The sequence below is a fragment of the Mesorhizobium sp. Root554 genome, from assembly GCF_001427025.1.
Taxonomy (GTDB): domain Bacteria; phylum Pseudomonadota; class Alphaproteobacteria; order Rhizobiales; family Rhizobiaceae; genus Mesorhizobium.
Genome location: NZ_LMGA01000001.1, coordinates 1,847,222 through 1,862,762, shown reverse-complemented (window position 1 = coordinate 1,862,762; position 15,541 = coordinate 1,847,222). Strand labels below are relative to the sequence as shown.

The following is a 15,541-nucleotide window of genomic DNA, read 5'->3' as shown; positions in this document are numbered from 1 at the left end:
GCGGAATTTCTCGTTGGTTTGGCTTCCAAGCACGGATCGCGCTATGGCGGCAATCGAGAAATTGTCGATCAGGCTTCAGTTTTATTTCGGCCTGTCAGCTGGCCTTGAGGCGCGAACCCCTGAGCAGGCCTTGTTCCTCAAGCACCGGATAGGCCATTGAGGCCAGCAGCGAGTTGATCTGCTTCAGATCGCGGATGGTGTCGAGGTGAATGGAACTCGTCTCGATGCTTCGCGCCGATCCGTCGCGCAGGCGCAGGAAATGGCTCTGGCTGGTCTCCTTTTCGCGATCGCGCAGCCTGTCCTTTTCCAGCACGAGCTGGCGCGCGGTCTCGGCGTCACGCGAGACCAGCACATTGAAGGCCAGCCGCGCATTGGCGAGCACCGAGGCATGGAAGGCAAGAAGCTCCCGCCATCCTTCCTCGGTGAAGTTGAGGCCATGCTCCAGCTTCTTGCGGACGTGCACCAGAAGGTTGCGCACGATGATGTCGCCGACCTGTTCGAGCTTGACGCAGGCGCCGATCAACTCCTGGCAACGCAGCGCCTCGGCCTCCGTCAGCGGGTTTTTGGTGACTTTCGCGAGATAGAGTTTGATGGCGGCGTGCTTGCGGTCGACACGGTCGTCCAGCGAGGCCAGCGCCTTGATCTTGTCGACGTCGGCATCCTCGTAAAGCTCGATGATGCGCTTGAGCATGATTTCGACGGTCTCGCAGACGCGCACCACTTCGCGGGTGGCGTTGGCGAGAGCCTGGGATGGAACATCCAGCGCCGCGTCGTTGAGCGCGGAAAGCTCGGCTACCTGCAGGGAGTCGGCGGATCCAGCTTTTGTCCCCAAGGCCACGATCTTTTCCGAGGCACGGTAAACCAGGCCAGCCAGCGGAAGTCCGGCGAGGAGAATGATGACGTTGAAGAGGATGTGAGCGTTGACAATCTGGTCGGATGCGGTCGCCCCGAGGAAATTGACCTGGGGCCTGACGCTCATGAACAGAACGAGCATGACCAGTGAGCCGACGCCGCGCATCAGCAAATTGCCGATCGGGACGACGCGCACGCCGGGCTCGGCATTTCTGGTCAACATAGGCGCAATGATGGACGATCCGAGATTGACGCCGAGCACCAGCACGACGCCAAGTTCGGGGGTTATGAGGCCACGGCCGGCCAGCGTCGCCATCAACAGCACCGCCGCGATCGATGACTGGAACAGCCAGGTGATGAGCGCCGCAAGCAGGAATGCGGTCAGCGGATCGCTGGAGAAGTAATTGATGATCACCGGCAGGAGCTGGCTTTCCCGCAATGGCTCGGAGGCCTGGCCGATCATTTCCAGCGACAGGATCAAGAGGCCGATACCGACGAGAATGCGGCCGATCTGACGCCAGTCGCGCCGCTCGGTGGCCATGAACATGACGGTGCCGGCAATGAGGCAAAGCGGAACCAGCAGCGTGAGATCGAAGGTGAGCAGCTTGGTGACAATGGCCGAGCCGATTTCGGCGCCGCGTACGGCAAGCTGGCCGGCGGCGCCCGAGACGATGCCTGCGCCCGCGAAAGAGCCGACCAGCAGCGTCACCGCGGTGGAGCTTTGCAGGGCGATGGCAAGGCCCGTGCCGGCAAGGACGGCCATGAAGGGATTGCGCATGGTGGCGCGCAGCCTGTGGCGCAGCACGTCGCCATAGGCGCGCTCGACGCCCGTCTTGACCATGCGGGTCGCAAACAGCATCAGCGCGACGGCGCCGGCCAGGTGAATTAGGACGACCGATCCGCTCATCGCAAAACCTGCACAGGGCCGGGCGCGCCAAGAGGATACCGCGAACGGCGAACCGCTCGCGCGCCATGCATGGCCAAGGGATGGTTTCTAGGGCGAATCATCGACGTCATAGTTGGTGGGATGCTACTTTACACTTTAGCCGGTTAATAAGTTTTGTCCAAATTTCCCTGCGGTGCAATCGTGTGCAGCGCTTCTGGAACATGGATCAGCCGTGCGCCGGTTGCAAGGCCCCCAACGGACCCGGCCCCGTTCCGAAGCAGGCATGGCCGGGATCTTCGCCGGCGACGCGCATTAGGCTGGCAAGATCTGAGGTTTCTTCTCTAAGCGCCTATACCCATTAGAAAATTCATTACAAAAATGTAATCCGGCCATTCAGTTTCGGTTCATGGATCGGGCGCTACTTCTGCGGTCATACCAACCAAGGAGTACCTCCATGAAACGTCTTGTTCTCATCGCCGCCGCCTTTTCGATGCTGGCCGGGACGACCCTGCAGGGTCAGGCCGCACAGCTCGGACCAAGCGTCAAAACCGTTCAGGTCGACTGGAAGAAGCCGGTGCACCGCGACGTCAAGAAGCGCGTGATCGTGAAGCGAAACGGCAATGTGGTCGTCAAGAAGAAGGTCGTCGTTCGCCAGCCCAGGTGGAAGCGCGGCCAGCGCTATGCCGACTGGCGCCGTCACCAGCAGGTTCGCGACTGGCAGCGTCACCATCTGCACCGTCCGGCCCGTGGTCAGGAATGGATCCGCGTCGGCAATGACTACATTCTGGTCAGCATCGCGTCTGGCGTGATCGCCGGCATCATCGCCGCCAACAACTAGGCGGACACGAAGCAAGCAGAAAGGCGGCCAGGCGGCCGCCTTTTTCTTGCCTCCCGCCGCTGCCAGCCCTGCGGCTGGCGCCGGGCCCTGTGAAAACCGGGTATCGCCATCTTTAAGAGTCGTGCGCTGGCGCGTGCATGATTATATGAACGGCAAACGAGCCGTACCCAATGCGCTTCCCGCCCACCTTCCTCGACGAGATACGCGACCGCGTGCCGATTTCCTCGGTGATCGGGGCTCGTTTGGCGTGGGATCGCAGGAAGACCAATGCCCCGCGTGGCGATTACTGGGCCTGCTGTCCGTTCCACGGCGAGAAAAGCCCGTCTTTTCACTGCGAGGACAAGAAGGGTCGTTACCACTGCTTCGGCTGCGGCGTTTCCGGCGATCATTTTCGCTTCCTCACCGAACTGGATGGATTGAGTTTTCCCGAGGCCGTCGAGCGCATCGCCGACATGGCCGGCGTGCCGATGCCAGCGCGCGACGAGCAGGCAGAGGCGCGCGAGAAGCAGCGCGCCAGCCTGACCGATGTGATGGAGATGGCGACGGCATTTTTCCAGGAGCGCCTGCAGAGCAGCGAGGGCGCAAAAGCGCGCGCCTATCTGCGCGACCGTGGCCTGACCTCGGCAACCCAGCAGTCATTCAGGCTGGGTTTCGCACCCGATAGCCGCAACGCGCTGAAGGAGCATCTGGCGGCGAAGGGAATCGAGAAGGCGCAGATGGAAGCCTGCGGCCTGACCGTGTTCGAGGACGTGCCGGTTTCCTACGACCGTTTTCGCGATCGCATCATGTTCCCGATCCCGGATTCGCGCGGCAGGATCATCGCTTTCGGCGGCCGGGCGATGTCCCCCGACATCTCAGCCAAATACCTGAATTCCCCTGAGACGGAGCTCTTCCACAAGGGCAACGTACTCTACAACTTCGCCCGCGCTCGCAAGGCGCTGGGCAAGGGTGGGGCGGTCATCGCCGTCGAAGGTTACATGGACGTGATCGCGTTGGCGCAGGCCGGTTTCGAGAATGTCGTGGCGCCGCTGGGCACGGCGTTGACCGAGAACCAGATGGAGCTTTTGTGGCGGGTTTCGGGCGAGCCGGTGCTGTGCTTCGACGGTGACCAGGCCGGGCTGAAAGCGGCATGGCGGGCGGCGGACCTCATCCTGCCTTCTGTCCAGCCGGGACGGACGGCGCGGTTCGCGCTGTTGCCGGAGGGCAAGGACCCGGACGATCTCGTGAAAGCGGATGGACCGGACGCTTTCCGCGCCGTGATCGCGGAGGCGCGGCCGCTCGCCGAACTTCTTTGGACGCGCGAGACAGCGGGCGGCGTCTTCGAGACGCCGGAACGCCGCGCGGAGCTGGAAAAGACTCTCAGAGAACTTACAAACCGCATTCGCGACGAGAGTGTCCGCTTCCACTACAGCCAGGAGATGCGCGAACGGGTGCTGAACTTCTTCGGTGCGCGGCAGCGATCGGGCGACCGGGGGCAGGGCCGCAGTCCCCGCAAGCAGGGCGGCGGCGCCTGGCCGCGCGGTGCCGCCCCACGCGGCGCCATCACCGAGAGCCTTGGACGTTCGTCTCTCGTGAGGCGCGCCGGCGAGGTCATGTCGGTCGGCGAAGCCAGCATCCTGGTGGCGCTGGTCAATCATCCGGCGCTGATCGACGAGAATTTCGCACATGTCGAGTTTCTCGACCTCGCCAACAGCGATCTCAGGAAACTGCATGGGGTGCTGCTCGATGCACTGGCCCATGATCTCGCCACCGATCGTGGAGCGGTCATCGCGGCGATCGAGCGCGCCGGCTGCGGCGACATCTGGGAACGGGCGGTGGCGCTGATCCGGCGGGTGCGGCAATGGCCGGCGCTTGAAAGCGCGGCTATTGAGGATGCACGCGATGCCTTCAGCCAGGCCCTGCACTTGCACCGCAGTGCCCGCACACTACATAGGGAACTGAAGCAGGCAGAGGCCGCTCTCGCCAACGACCCCACCGACGAGAACTATCGGCATCTGGTCGAAATCCAGGCGCAGTTCCGTGACGTCCAGGCAACGGAAGCGCTGATCGAAGGTTTCGGCGTTTCCTCGGGGCGCGCCGGGCGGGCTTGATCCCTGCAGGCAGTGGCGGGATGGTTCCGGCGGCTAATTGATTCGCTTTTTGGACACGAATCATGCGAGAGGCGCTTGACCTTCTGCCAGAATAGCGGAATCAGGACGATTCGAAACAGCAAGCCGCATCCAAAATGGCCGAAAAACACGGGATGCAGGCGTACTGAAGACTGGACGGGCTAGAAATCCGCCACAGATATCAGGGTTAATCTGGACTTAACGCAGATGCGGATAATGGCTTGGCAGAGCGCGGTTTTCGGCTAACGCGCGTGATGTGCCGGTTCGGCAGCTATGCGGCTTTGGCCGCCTGGAGACAATAAAGAATGGCGACGAAGGAAAAGGAAGAGGTCGAAACCGAACGCGAGGGCACAACCGATGGTCCCCTGCTCGACCTTTCCGATGATGCTGTCAAGAAGATGATCAAGGCTGCCAAGAAGCGCGGCTATGTGACCATGGACGAACTCAACTCGGTGCTGCCTTCGGAGGAAGTGACCTCGGAGCAGATCGAGGACACGATGGCCATGCTTTCCGACATGGGCATTAATGTCGTCGAGGATGGCGAGAACGAAGAGACGGAAGCCGGCGAGACCCAGGCCGATGCCGAGGACGACGCGAACGAGCTTGCAGAGCAGACGGGCACCGCCGTCGCCGCCGTCGCCAAGAAGGAGCCGACCGACCGCACCGACGATCCGGTCCGCATGTATCTGCGCGAGATGGGCTCGGTGGAGCTTCTGTCGCGCGAAGGCGAAATCGCCATCGCCAAGCGCATCGAGGCCGGCCGCGAGACGATGATCGCCGGACTGTGCGAAAGCCCGCTGACCTTTCAGGCCATTATCATCTGGCGTGACGACCTCAATGAAGGCAAGGGCCTGCTGCGCGAGATCATCGATCTCGAGGCGACCTATGCGGGGCCGGAAGCCAAGCAGGCGCCCGTCGTCGTTCATGTCGAGGAAGACAAGCCGAAGGACGATCCGCGCGCGGCCAGACGCCAGTCACGCGACGAAGAAGACGATATCACCAATGTCGGCGGCGAAAGCCGCGTCGATGACGACGAGGACGACGAGGACGAGGCGAGCCTTTCGCTTGCGGCCATGGAAGCGGAACTGCGCCCGCAGGTGATGGAGACGCTCGACGTCATCGCAGACACCTACAAGAAATTGCGCAAGCTGCAGGACCAGCAGGTCGAGAACCGCCTGGCCGCGGCCGGCACGCTATCGCCCAGCCAGGACCGCCGCCTGAAGGAGTTGAAGGACCAACTCATCACGGCGGTGAAGTCGCTGTCGCTCAACACCGCCCGCATCGAGGCGCTGGTGGAACAGCTTTACGACATCAACAAGCGCCTGGTTCAGAACGAAGGCAGGTTGCTGCGGCTCGCCGAAAGCTACGGTGTGCGGCGCGAGGAATTCCTGAAGGAATATCAGGGCTCCGAGCTCGATCCGAACTGGACCCGTTCCATCGCCAACCTGACATCGCGCGGCTGGAAGGAATTCACCAAGAACGAGAAAGATGCGATCAGGGACCTGCGCGCCGAGATCCAGAATCTTGCCACCGAGACCGCGATCTCGATCCAGGAATTCCGCAAGATCGTCAATCAGGTGCAGAAGGGCGAGCGCGAAGCCGCCATCGCCAAGAAGGAAATGGTGGAAGCCAATCTGCGCCTCGTCATCTCCATTGCCAAGAAGTACACCAACCGCGGCTTGCAGTTCCTCGATCTGATCCAGGAAGGCAATATCGGCCTGATGAAGGCGGTGGACAAATTCGAGTACCGCCGGGGCTACAAGTTCTCGACCTACGCGACGTGGTGGATCCGGCAGGCGATCACCCGTTCGATCGCCGATCAGGCGCGCACGATCCGCATTCCGGTGCACATGATCGAGACGATCAACAAGATCGTGCGCACCTCGCGCCAGATGCTGCACGAGATCGGCCGCGAGCCGACACCGGAAGAACTGGCCGAAAAGCTCGCCATGCCGCTCGAAAAGGTGCGCAAGGTTCTGAAGATCGCCAAGGAGCCGATCTCGCTCGAAACGCCTGTCGGCGACGAGGAGGATTCGCATCTCGGCGATTTCATCGAGGACAAGATGGCGATCCTGCCGATCGACGCGGCGATCCAGGCCAATCTGCGGGAGACGACGACGCGTGTGCTCGCCTCGCTGACGCCGCGCGAGGAGCGCGTGCTGCGCATGCGCTTCGGCATCGGCATGAACACCGACCACACGCTGGAGGAAGTCGGCCAGCAGTTCTCGGTGACGCGCGAGCGCATCCGCCAGATCGAAGCCAAGGCGCTGCGCAAGCTCAAGCACCCAAGCCGCTCGCGCAAGCTGAGAAGCTTCCTCGACAGCTAGCGTCCGAAGCGGGACTTCTGGAACTGAATCGAAAAACCCGGCCAAGTGATTGGCCAGGTTTTTCTTTTTGTCGTTATTCTGCGCTTTTCGGGAAAGCCGGCAGCTTGGCGATGTCGTCGGCGTCGTGCTGGACGACCAGAGTTGCCTTCAGGCCCTTGGCGATTTTTTGCAGGCGATCCATCGAGGCCAGCGTTTCAGCGCGGTCCGTGTTGAAGGGCGGTACGCCGCTCGTTTCGAACTGTTCTTCGAAATGAACGACATCGCCGCTCAACAAAACCGGTCCTTTTTTTGCCAGCCTGACAAGAAGCGCGTGACTGCCGGGCGTATGTCCGGGTGTCGCCAGCATGACGACCGAACCGTCGCCGAAAATATCCTTGTCCCCGGCCACCGTCTCAACCGGCGCCTTGCCGTCGAGCCACGGCTTGACCAGATCGGGCTGTGCGCCGAAAGGCAGCGGATCGGCCTTGAAGGCGTCCATGTCCGCAGCGCCGATCATCAGTTTCGCCGTCGGGAAATCGGCGGCCTGGCCGACATGGTCGAAGTGGTAATGGCTGATGCCGACCGTTTCGATCTTGGCCACGTCAACGCCTATTTCCTTCAACTGGTCTGGCAATGTGCGGGCGAGCGTCGGCGCCATGGGCGCATCCGCGGGCTGCGGGGCGTTGAGCAACGCGGCGGGCAGACCCGTGTCCCAGATCATGTAGCTGGCGTCATGACGGATGAGGTAGCAGCTGTCGGTCAGCACCTTCTTTTTTCCGGCGTAACTAAAGGTGTCGGAAAACTGGGAGAGATCGTTGACGGCGATGGCGCCGCAGTCGAGGCGCCATAATTCCACATCCGCTGCAAACGCGGGAGAAGCCGCCGCTGACAGAACGGCGGCGGTCAAAAGGGTCTTCAAAGTCATGAACTGCTCCTGCAAAAGTGAAGGCCATAGGCGGCCATCCGTTGCCGGTCTAACGGTTGAGAGCGACGAATGCGGGCCGGAGTGGATCGCATTTTGTGCCCGAAACGCTCAATCGGTTGCGCAGGTCCAGTCTTCCGGCTAGTCTCGCCGGCATGTCCTATACTTCGCAAACTCTCGCCCGGCAGTTGTTGCAGGCATTGCGCCCCTTCGCACACGACCGGAAGGAAGGCGACAGCCGCGCCGGCGTGCGCCCGCATGGAAAGCAATTGTTCAGCTATTGCTGTTTCGAGACGGAACGGCTGGCCCGTGTCTCGAACGGGAAGCCGGTCATCGGTATCGTTCTCAGCGGCGCCAAGGAATTCTGGCTGGGCGATGCCGGCCAACGCTTCGTCGCCGGCGACGTCTTCATTTTCCCGGCGGGGGTAGAGGTCGACGTGGTGAACGTGCCAGGCGAAGGCAATGGCATCTACGAATCGCTGCTGGTCGAGGTCGACAGCGTGCCGGAAGCGATCCGGCAGTTGCGGCCGGCCGGCTCATTCCCGCGCCAGGGGCTCGATATGCGCGTGCCGCTGACATCCGAACTGGTCGAGGCGCTGACCCATGCTGCCGCCGTGCTTGCGGCATCCGACCATGCGACGGCGCTCGCGCAGCATCGTCTGGCCGAAGTGCTGCTCCTGCTCCGGGCGGTGCCCGCTGCCGCATGCCTCTACGACATGTCGCTGGCCGACCGGGTGGCCTGGGTCGTTCTACAAGCTCCGGCGCAGCGCTGGACCGCACAAGACATAGGCCGCGCGCTGGGCATGGGCGCATCGACGCTGCGGAGACGGCTGAACGGCGAGGGCACTTCGCTGCGTGATGTGCTGGCCTCGACGCGCATGAAGATCGCGCACGAGATCCTCACCCGTGGCGATGGAAATGTCACGGCTGCCGCGGGTGCCGCCGGCTATTCGTCACGCTCGCATTTCGGCCGGCAATTCCGTAACGTGTACGGCACGTCGCCGAGTGCGGTGCGCGACCGGGCTGGGTAATTCTCCAGGATTTCAATGAAGGGACGCACATGTCGATCGAGTTCCTGCTGACCACGCTGATCATTGTCGCATCGCCCGGAACGGGCGTCGTCTATACGCTCGCGGCAGGGCTATCGCGCGGCGGCCGCGCCAGCGTACTGGCGGCTTTCGCCTGTACGCTGGGAATCGTGCCGCATCTGATCGCGGCGCTGACGGGGCTGGCGGCCCTGCTGCATACCAGCGCGCTGGCCTTCGAGATCGTCAAATATGCCGGCGTCGCCTATCTGCTCTACATGGCGTGGCAGAGCCTGCGCGAGCATGGGGCGCTGAAGGTGGAGGAGAAGGCCGATCCGCGCAGCGCCCGGCAGGTGGTCATGGATGGCATCCTGCTCAACCTTCTCAATCCGAAGCTGTCGATCTTCTTCGTCGCGTTCCTGCCGCAGTTCATCGCGCCGACCGAGCCGAACGTGCTGGGGCGCATGCTGGAGCTTTCCGGCATCTTCATGCTGGTGACATTCGTCATCTTCTCGATCTACGGCCTGTGCGCGGCGGCGATGCGCGACCGCGTCGTCGGCAATCCGCGCGTGATGGCCTGGATGCGCCGCACCTTCGCCGCCGCCTTCGTGCTGCTCGGCGCGCGGCTTGCCTTGCAGCAGCAGTAGAGGGCAGGGAGCTGGCCGGCCGGCAGACCGTTCTGACGCTCGCCACACGCGGCGCCGGGCTCTATGAGTTCACCGAGCAGGCGTCAGCGTTCGTGCGCCAGAGCGGCGAAGAAACGGGCCTGCTGACGGTCTTCGTGCGCCACACTTCCTGTTCGCTGCTCATCCAGGAGAATGCCGACCCGGACGTCCGCCGCGACCTGGATGCGTTCTTCGCCCGTTTGGTGCCCTCGGCGGACGATCCGTCGATGGATTATCTGGTCCATCGCGACGAGGGTCCGGACGACATGCCGGCCCACATCAAGGCTGCGCTTACCGCAGTATCCGTTTCCATCCCTGTGATGGCGGGCCGGCTGACGCTTGGCACCTGGCAGGGCATCTACCTGTTCGAGCACCGCGAACGGCCGCACCGGCGCGAAATCATCCTCCACCTGAGCTGATCACCTGGTTTCCTTCGAAGGGCAACCACACTCGGCATCACGATACATCGTAAGATATATCTTGACTCCGACGACCGATGCTCCTAATTGAGATATATCGTAAGACATATCACAGGAGTTTTCATGTTTGGACACAGACACACTTTTCGTAGCGAGCATTCCTTCATGCACATGGCCGGCCGCTTCGGCGGACGCGGCGGTTTCGGCCCGTTCGGCGGCCATGGCCCTGGCGGGCGCGGCGGCCGCGGCGGCCCCGCCGACATGCTGCGCGCCGGCCGGATGCTTGCCGATGGCGATCTCAAGCTGATCACGCTTGCATTGCTTTCAGAAGCGCCGCGCCACGGCTACGACATCATCAAGGCGTTGGAAGAGCGCACCAGCGGCATTTATACGCCGAGCCCCGGCGTGGTCTATCCGACGCTGACCTTCCTCGAAGAGGCAGGCTATGCCGTGTCGGCGACCGAGGGCGCCAAGAAGGTGTTTTCCATCACAGAGGATGGTGAGGCGCACCTGGCCGAGAACCGTGAATTGGTGGACCGCGTGCTGGACCAGCTCGAGCGCTTCGGCCGCAAGATGGCCAAGGCGCGCGAATGGTTCGGCTGGGACGATGACAGCCAGGGCGGACGCCACGACCATGGCAAAGCCCATCCCGACCTGCGGGCGGTGCGGCACAAGTTGCGCGCGGCCTTGGCCGAAATACTCGACGGACCGGCGGAAAAGCACCAGCAGGCGATCGATATCCTGCAGGACACGGTAGATGCGCTGCAGGCGCTGTCGAAGCGGCAAGACTAGCTGCATTGCCGGGCCACGAGTTCGGTTGTGGCCAGCCGCCTCTTGCTCCATCGCGTTAGGCCCAATACTGACAGTCGTTCGGCGGTGGGATCGCCAACGATTGTCAGGGAGGTCTTCCATGTCGTTCCTCAAGCGTCTTTTCGGCGGCGGCGGTTCTTCGGAAGCACCGGCGGAAGCCGCTTCGGTCAAGCAGGTCGAGCACAAGGGCTTCCTGGTCCGCGCCACGCCCTACAAGACCGATGGCCAATATCAGACCTGCGGAACCGTCTCGAAAGAAATCGGCGGCGAGATGAAGGAACACAAGTTCATTCGCGCCGACCGTTTCGCCAATGTAGACGATGCGGCGGACGTGGCGATCCGCAAGGGCATCCAGATGGTGGACGAGCAGGGCGACAGGATTTTCGGCTAGGCCCTGACCCCTGGTTGTTGCGGCGAAGGCCGGTTGTTTTCAATCAGACCGTCGATCAGCGCCGCCAGAACTGCGCGGCAGTCCCGCGGCGATTCTCCCGCGTCGATGGCAAGCGCTGCGCGGTCGAAGGCCGCCGCCAGCAATGATGTGAGCGCGTCCGGCGGCAGCTTGCGTATTGCGCCCGACCGCATCGCCGCCACCAGACCCTCGCGCAGGGTGCGGTTCCCATGCCGGCTGTCGATCTCGTCCATGCCGGCGCGGCCGAGAACTGCGGGTCCATCGAGCAGCAGCAGGCGGGTGCGACCGGGCGCCCGCATGGCGTCGAGATAGGCGTCCGATCCGGCCAGCAGCGCGTCGCGCGGAGACTGCGCATCAGGCGGCGCGGCTCGCTCGATCTCGGCGGCCACCGCTTCGGCTTCCTGTTCCGCGACCGCCCAAAACAGCGCCTGCTTGTCCTTGAAGTGATGATAGAGCGCGCCGCGCGTGACGCCGGCCCGCGCCACGATTTCCGGCGTTCCGGTCTCGGAATAGGATTTTTCCGTAAAAAGCTGCCGGGCCGCGGCAATCAGATCGGCGCGTGTGGCGTCCGTCCGGTCGCGGTTCGAGCGGCGTTCGCTTTTCTGTTGCATACATACAGCCTGTATGTTAAATCCACTTACATGCAGACTGTATGTTAATTGCAAGGAGTTGCAAAGCCATGAAAACAACCAGTTACTATCCGGTGTTGATGACGGGCGATGTCGCCACGACGACTGCGTTTTATGTCGATCATTTCCGTTTCGCGCCGCTGTTCGAAAGCGACTGGTACGTGCATCTGCAGTCGACCGAGGACAAGCGGGTCAATCTCGGCATCGTGCAGGGCGATCACGAGACGATCCCGGAAGCCGGACGGGGCAGGGCCGGCGGCCTGCTGATCAATTTCGAGGTTAAGGATGTCGACGCCGTCTATGAGCGCGTGGTCGATGCCGGCCTGCCGGTGTTGCGCAGCCTGCGGGACGAGGCGTTCGGCCAGCGCCATTTCATCACCAGCGACCCGAACGGCGTGCTGATCGACGTCATCAAGCCGATCCCGCCGAGCGCGGAGTTCCTGGCGCAGTTCGCGCCGGAAGCGGTCGGCAGATAACACCCGTCTGCCGGCGTCTTTGCGATGCGATGACGACGGGTCCGTTGAGGCGCGGGCTTGCCATCGACAAAGCGGCAGGCAAGGATCGTTCCGGCAAATCCAGGGAGGTCTTCATGTCGCTCAAGGGCAAGACGCTTTTCATCTCGGGCGGCTCGCGCGGCATCGGCCTCGCCATCGCGCTCAGGGCGGCGAGGGACGGCGCCAATGTCACCATCGCGGCCAAGACCGCCGAGCCGCACCCGAAGCTGCCGGGCACGATCTACACGGCGGCGCAGGAGATCGAGGCCGCCGGCGGCAAGGCGCTGCCGGTGCTGTGCGATATCCGCGAGGAAAGCCAGGTCGGCGAGGCGGTTGCCAGGACCATCGCCGCTTTTGGCGGCATTGACATCTGCGTCAACAATGCTTCCGCCATCCAGCTCACGGGCACGCTGGAAACGGATATGAAGCGCTACGACCTGATGCACCAGATCAACACGCGCGGCACCTTCCTCGTCTCCAAAATGTGCATTCCGCATCTGAAGTTAGCCGCAAACCCTCACATTCTGAATCTGGCGCCGCCTCTCGACATGCAAGCCAAGTGGTTCAAGAACCACGTTGCCTACACGATGGCGAAGTTCGGCATGTCGATGTGCACGCTGGGGATGAGCGCCGAGTTCGCGCGCGACGGGATCGCAGTCAATTCGCTGTGGCCGCTGACGGCGATCGATACGGCCGCGGTGCGTAATCTGCTCGGCGGCGGCACGGTGGCGGCGATGAGCCGATCGCCGGAGATCATGGCCGACGCCGCCCATGCGATCGTCAACCGGCCTTCGCGCGAAGCCACCGGCAATTTCTATATCGACGAGGAAGTTCTGAAGGCCGAGGGCGTGACCGATTTCTCGCACTATGCGCCCGGCGCCAAGGGAGCGCTTGCCGGTGATTTCTTCGTACCGGACGAGGCGTTCCAGCGCAGCGACACCGAGGTCACAGGCTTGTTCTGAAGGGAGAACCCCCCTGAACGGCATCACAAATCCGGGCCGCCTGCCTTCTTTTCGGATTTTCCCATCACCATGATCCGGTCGATATAGGCGAGCAACAGCGCCGAAACCACGAATGCCAGATGCATGATGGTCAGCCACATCAACTGGCCTTCCGTATAGCTGGCGTGATTGAGGAATATCTGCAGCAGGTGGATCGACGATATCGCCACGATGGTGGAGGCGACTTTCACCTTGAGCGAGCCGACATCGATCGTTCCCAGCCAATGCACCTTGTCTTCATTGTCGAAACGGCTGACGAAGTTTTCGTATCCGGAGATGATGACCATCACCACCAGCGAAGCGACCAGCGCGGCGTCGATAAGGCCGAGTATCTTGAGGATCGTCTCGGTGTCTTCCAGCACGAAGACCGTCGAGGTGAACTCCAGCAGTTTCTTGGCGAAGGAAACCGCGTAGACGGCGAGCGCCAAGGCGAGCCCGACATAGAAGACCACCAGCAGCCAGCGCGAGGCGAGAATCACAGATTCGACGGCAAGTTCGAGGCGTTTCATTCAAGGCTCCTTCTTCGTCCCGGTTTTGCGGCAGGCGGGATTTCTTGGCAAGAGCCGTCAGGCGCATGAGGACATCACAGCATGCAAAAGCCCGGCCGGGAGAACCCGGCCGGGCTTCGTTTTTTGTGAACGCAACGCTATTGCGCGCTGGCTACGGGAGCAACCAGAGGCGTGATGCGGCGGATGGCGACGCGCCTGTTTTCACGTTCGGGGCCCGAGGAATCCACTTTCAGGTAGCTTTCGCCATAACCCTGGGTGGTCAGGTTTTCCGGCGGGATTTCGAACGAGTTGGTCAGTGCCGAAGCGACTGCCTCCGCGCGTTCGTCCGAAAGAGCCAGATTGGCGTTGTCGGAGCCGACAGCATCGGTATGGCCTTCGATGAGGAAGGTTTCAGCCGGGTTCTTCTCCAACAATTTCTGCATGGCGTCTGCCACACCCTGCAGTTTTTCCACCTCGCTGTCCGGTATCGATGCCGATCCGAACTCGAAGTTCAGCGTGTCCAGATCGATCCGACGTGCAATGTCACGGACACGAGCCGAGCGCTTCACTTCATCGACGGAATAAAGGCGTGTGACCTTCTCCACCGGAGGCTGTTCGAGGAACTCGTAGTAGTCCGCCGGTTCCTCAACCGATTCCGAATCGAGAATGTACTCTGCGCGCGGGATGCTCAAGCGCAACGGAGGCAGGTCCTCGCCCGGATCACGCCATTCGCGAACGTTGTCGTAGTAGCTTTCATCGACGTAGTTGAGCACATATTCGCGCCCGCTATCGTCAATGCGCGAACGGCGGATGATGTCGCCATTCGCATTGCGGATGGTTATCACCTTGACGCCATTGGGGCGTTCGATGATCTCGCGGGTACGGCCACGCGGAAGATCCTCGTAATAGACGTCTCGCGCGCCTCTGGTCATGCGCGGCCGCTCATTGCTTTCAACGATCGTCTGATTGTTGAACTGGATGATCAGCCTGTCGCCGATTTCCTTGACGACATCGGCGCCGCGCGGACGTTCGCGATCGCGAATGTCACGGGGACGTTCACGCCGCTCGCCCTTTTCCTCCGTCACCGGAACGATCTTTTCCGGCTGGATGGCTTCCTGCGCGGCTTTGTCATCGGTTGGCGGCGGACCCTGTTCGACAGGTGCTGCAGGCTGTTGCGCATGGTCTGCCGGCGCTGGCGTCTGGCCACCCTGTTCGCCGGCCTGGCCGCCCTTGCCGCGTTCGCCTTTTCCGCGACGCTCCTTCTGGCTGTCGAGGAGGGGAGGAGCGTTCGGGTCCTGAGCCGGAGCCTGCCCCTGGACGCCGCCCTCGGCGGGCTGCTGACCCTGCGCGGGCTGTTCGCCCTGTGCAGGCTGCTGACTTGGTGCGGGCTGTTCCGCCGGTTGTTGACCCTCGGCGGGTTTTTCGGCCGGCTTTAGCAGCTCAGGCTGCGCGGCAGGCTTTTCGCCAGCGGGCGCCGCGCTTTCAGGTTTGGGTGCGCCTTCCTGCAATGTCTGGCCGGGCGCTGGCTGCTCAGGCTTGGCCTCGGGTTTGGGCGCGGCTTCTTCGGCAGCAGCCGGCTTCTCGGCAGGCTTGGGTGCCGCTTCAGGGGCGGGCACAGGCTTTTCAGCCGGTTCGACCTGTTCCTTTTTCTGGCGCAGCAGCTTGCGCGGCTGCTCCTGGGCGGGCGCG

15 protein-coding genes are annotated in these 15,541 nt (G+C 62.6%); 10 read left to right on the top strand and 5 right to left on the bottom strand.

Features of this window, described 5'->3' with window-relative positions:
- Positions 1-94 precede the first annotated feature (94 nt).
- Positions 95-1,759, bottom strand: a complete 1,665-nt coding sequence (locus ASD44_RS08935) for a Na/Pi cotransporter family protein (RefSeq protein ID WP_056110802.1) — start codon at positions 1,757-1,759, stop codon at positions 95-97.
- A 433-nt stretch (positions 1,760-2,192) separates the two neighbouring features.
- Between ASD44_RS08935 and ASD44_RS08930 the strand changes: the two genes are divergently transcribed.
- The 3 genes from ASD44_RS08930 (at position 2,193) to rpoD (ending at position 7,011) form a co-directional block, all read left to right on the top strand.
- Positions 2,193-2,576 (top strand): RcnB family protein, encoded by a 384-nt coding sequence (locus ASD44_RS08930; protein WP_056110800.1) that lies wholly within the window; start codon positions 2,193-2,195, stop codon positions 2,574-2,576.
- 170 nt (positions 2,577-2,746) lie between these two features.
- On the top strand, positions 2,747-4,666 hold the full coding sequence (gene dnaG / locus ASD44_RS08925) for a DNA primase (protein ID WP_056110798.1): 1,920 nt from the start codon (positions 2,747-2,749) through the stop codon (positions 4,664-4,666).
- 323 nt (positions 4,667-4,989) lie between these two features.
- A complete protein-coding gene (gene rpoD, locus ASD44_RS08920; protein ID WP_056110796.1) occupies positions 4,990-7,011 on the top strand; it encodes an RNA polymerase sigma factor RpoD in 2,022 nt (673 codons plus the stop codon).
- A 73-nt stretch (positions 7,012-7,084) separates the two neighbouring features.
- Here rpoD and ASD44_RS08915 read toward each other — a convergent pair whose 3' ends face one another.
- The gene (locus ASD44_RS08915; RefSeq protein WP_156459817.1) at positions 7,085-7,915 is read right to left on the bottom strand and encodes an N-acyl homoserine lactonase family protein; all 831 of its coding nucleotides are present in this window, start codon (positions 7,913-7,915) and stop codon (positions 7,085-7,087) included.
- 152 nt (positions 7,916-8,067) lie between these two features.
- Between ASD44_RS08915 and ASD44_RS08910 the strand changes: the two genes are divergently transcribed.
- The 5 genes from ASD44_RS08910 to ASD44_RS08890 all read left to right on the top strand — a co-directional run bounded on the left by ASD44_RS08910 (position 8,068) and on the right by ASD44_RS08890 (position 11,222).
- Positions 8,068-8,943, top strand: a complete 876-nt coding sequence (locus tag ASD44_RS08910) for a helix-turn-helix domain-containing protein (protein ID WP_056110794.1) — start codon at positions 8,068-8,070, stop codon at positions 8,941-8,943.
- Positions 8,944-8,972: 29 nt separating this feature from the next.
- Complete coding sequence (locus tag ASD44_RS08905; protein WP_056110792.1) at positions 8,973-9,584, top strand: LysE family translocator; 612 nt, start codon at positions 8,973-8,975, stop codon at positions 9,582-9,584.
- An 11-nt stretch (positions 9,585-9,595) separates the two neighbouring features.
- Positions 9,596-10,021 (top strand): secondary thiamine-phosphate synthase enzyme YjbQ, encoded by a 426-nt coding sequence (locus ASD44_RS08900; RefSeq protein WP_056115772.1) that lies wholly within the window; start codon positions 9,596-9,598, stop codon positions 10,019-10,021.
- A gap of 123 nt (positions 10,022-10,144) precedes the next feature.
- Positions 10,145-10,813, top strand: a complete 669-nt coding sequence (locus tag ASD44_RS08895; protein WP_056110789.1) for a PadR family transcriptional regulator — start codon at positions 10,145-10,147, stop codon at positions 10,811-10,813.
- Between the two features lie 118 nt (positions 10,814-10,931).
- Positions 10,932-11,222: an HlyU family transcriptional regulator gene (locus ASD44_RS08890; protein WP_056110787.1), complete on the top strand. Its 291-nt coding sequence runs from the start codon at positions 10,932-10,934 to the stop codon at positions 11,220-11,222.
- Here ASD44_RS08890 and ASD44_RS08885 read toward each other — a convergent pair.
- Positions 11,219-11,851: a TetR/AcrR family transcriptional regulator gene (locus tag ASD44_RS08885; RefSeq protein WP_056110786.1), complete on the bottom strand. Its 633-nt coding sequence runs from the start codon at positions 11,849-11,851 to the stop codon at positions 11,219-11,221. The two genes, ASD44_RS08890 and ASD44_RS08885, sit on opposite strands and share 4 nt — an antisense overlap.
- A 68-nt stretch (positions 11,852-11,919) precedes the next feature.
- Between ASD44_RS08885 and ASD44_RS08880 the strand changes: the two genes are divergently transcribed.
- Together ASD44_RS08880 and ASD44_RS08875 are read left to right on the top strand one after the other, a co-directional pair.
- The gene (locus ASD44_RS08880) at positions 11,920-12,345 is read left to right on the top strand and encodes a VOC family protein (RefSeq protein WP_056110784.1); all 426 of its coding nucleotides are present in this window, start codon (positions 11,920-11,922) and stop codon (positions 12,343-12,345) included.
- 113 nt (positions 12,346-12,458) lie between these two features.
- Positions 12,459-13,325, top strand: coding sequence for an NAD(P)-dependent oxidoreductase (locus tag ASD44_RS08875; RefSeq protein ID WP_056115770.1), 867 nt, complete (start codon positions 12,459-12,461; stop codon positions 13,323-13,325).
- Between the two features lie 23 nt (positions 13,326-13,348).
- On the opposite strand, the gene ASD44_RS08870 is transcribed toward ASD44_RS08875, so the two are convergent.
- Together ASD44_RS08870 and ASD44_RS08865 are read right to left on the bottom strand one after the other, a co-directional pair.
- Positions 13,349-13,873: a TIGR00645 family protein gene (locus ASD44_RS08870; protein WP_056110781.1), complete on the bottom strand. Its 525-nt coding sequence runs from the start codon at positions 13,871-13,873 to the stop codon at positions 13,349-13,351.
- A 137-nt stretch (positions 13,874-14,010) separates the two neighbouring features.
- A partial coding sequence (locus tag ASD44_RS08865) for an OmpA family protein (protein WP_244478740.1) occupies positions 14,011-15,541 on the bottom strand: 1,531 nt, incomplete at its 5' end.

Excerpts from the sequence above, each read along its gene's own strand:
- dnaG (WP_056110798.1), top strand. The coding sequence starts at position 2,747 with ATGCGCTTCCCGCCCACCTTCCTCGACGAGATACGCGACCGCGTGCCG.
- rpoD (WP_056110796.1), top strand. The coding sequence starts at position 4,990 with ATGGCGACGAAGGAAAAGGAAGAGGTCGAAACCGAACGCGAGGGCACA.
- ASD44_RS08895 (WP_056110789.1), top strand. The coding sequence starts at position 10,145 with ATGTTTGGACACAGACACACTTTTCGTAGCGAGCATTCCTTCATGCAC.
- ASD44_RS08930 (WP_056110800.1), top strand. The coding sequence starts at position 2,193 with ATGAAACGTCTTGTTCTCATCGCCGCCGCCTTTTCGATGCTGGCCGGG.
- ASD44_RS08880 (WP_056110784.1), top strand. The coding sequence starts at position 11,920 with ATGAAAACAACCAGTTACTATCCGGTGTTGATGACGGGCGATGTCGCC.
- ASD44_RS08870 (WP_056110781.1), bottom strand. The coding sequence starts at position 13,873 with ATGAAACGCCTCGAACTTGCCGTCGAATCTGTGATTCTCGCCTCGCGC.
- ASD44_RS08890 (WP_056110787.1), top strand. The coding sequence starts at position 10,932 with ATGTCGTTCCTCAAGCGTCTTTTCGGCGGCGGCGGTTCTTCGGAAGCA.
- ASD44_RS08905 (WP_056110792.1), top strand. The coding sequence starts at position 8,973 with ATGTCGATCGAGTTCCTGCTGACCACGCTGATCATTGTCGCATCGCCC.
- ASD44_RS08885 (WP_056110786.1), bottom strand. The coding sequence starts at position 11,851 with ATGCAACAGAAAAGCGAACGCCGCTCGAACCGCGACCGGACGGACGCC.
- ASD44_RS08915 (WP_156459817.1), bottom strand. The coding sequence starts at position 7,915 with ATGACTTTGAAGACCCTTTTGACCGCCGCCGTTCTGTCAGCGGCGGCT.
- ASD44_RS08935 (WP_056110802.1), bottom strand. The coding sequence starts at position 1,759 with ATGAGCGGATCGGTCGTCCTAATTCACCTGGCCGGCGCCGTCGCGCTG.
- ASD44_RS08875 (WP_056115770.1), top strand. The coding sequence starts at position 12,459 with ATGTCGCTCAAGGGCAAGACGCTTTTCATCTCGGGCGGCTCGCGCGGC.
- ASD44_RS08910 (WP_056110794.1), top strand. The coding sequence starts at position 8,068 with ATGTCCTATACTTCGCAAACTCTCGCCCGGCAGTTGTTGCAGGCATTG.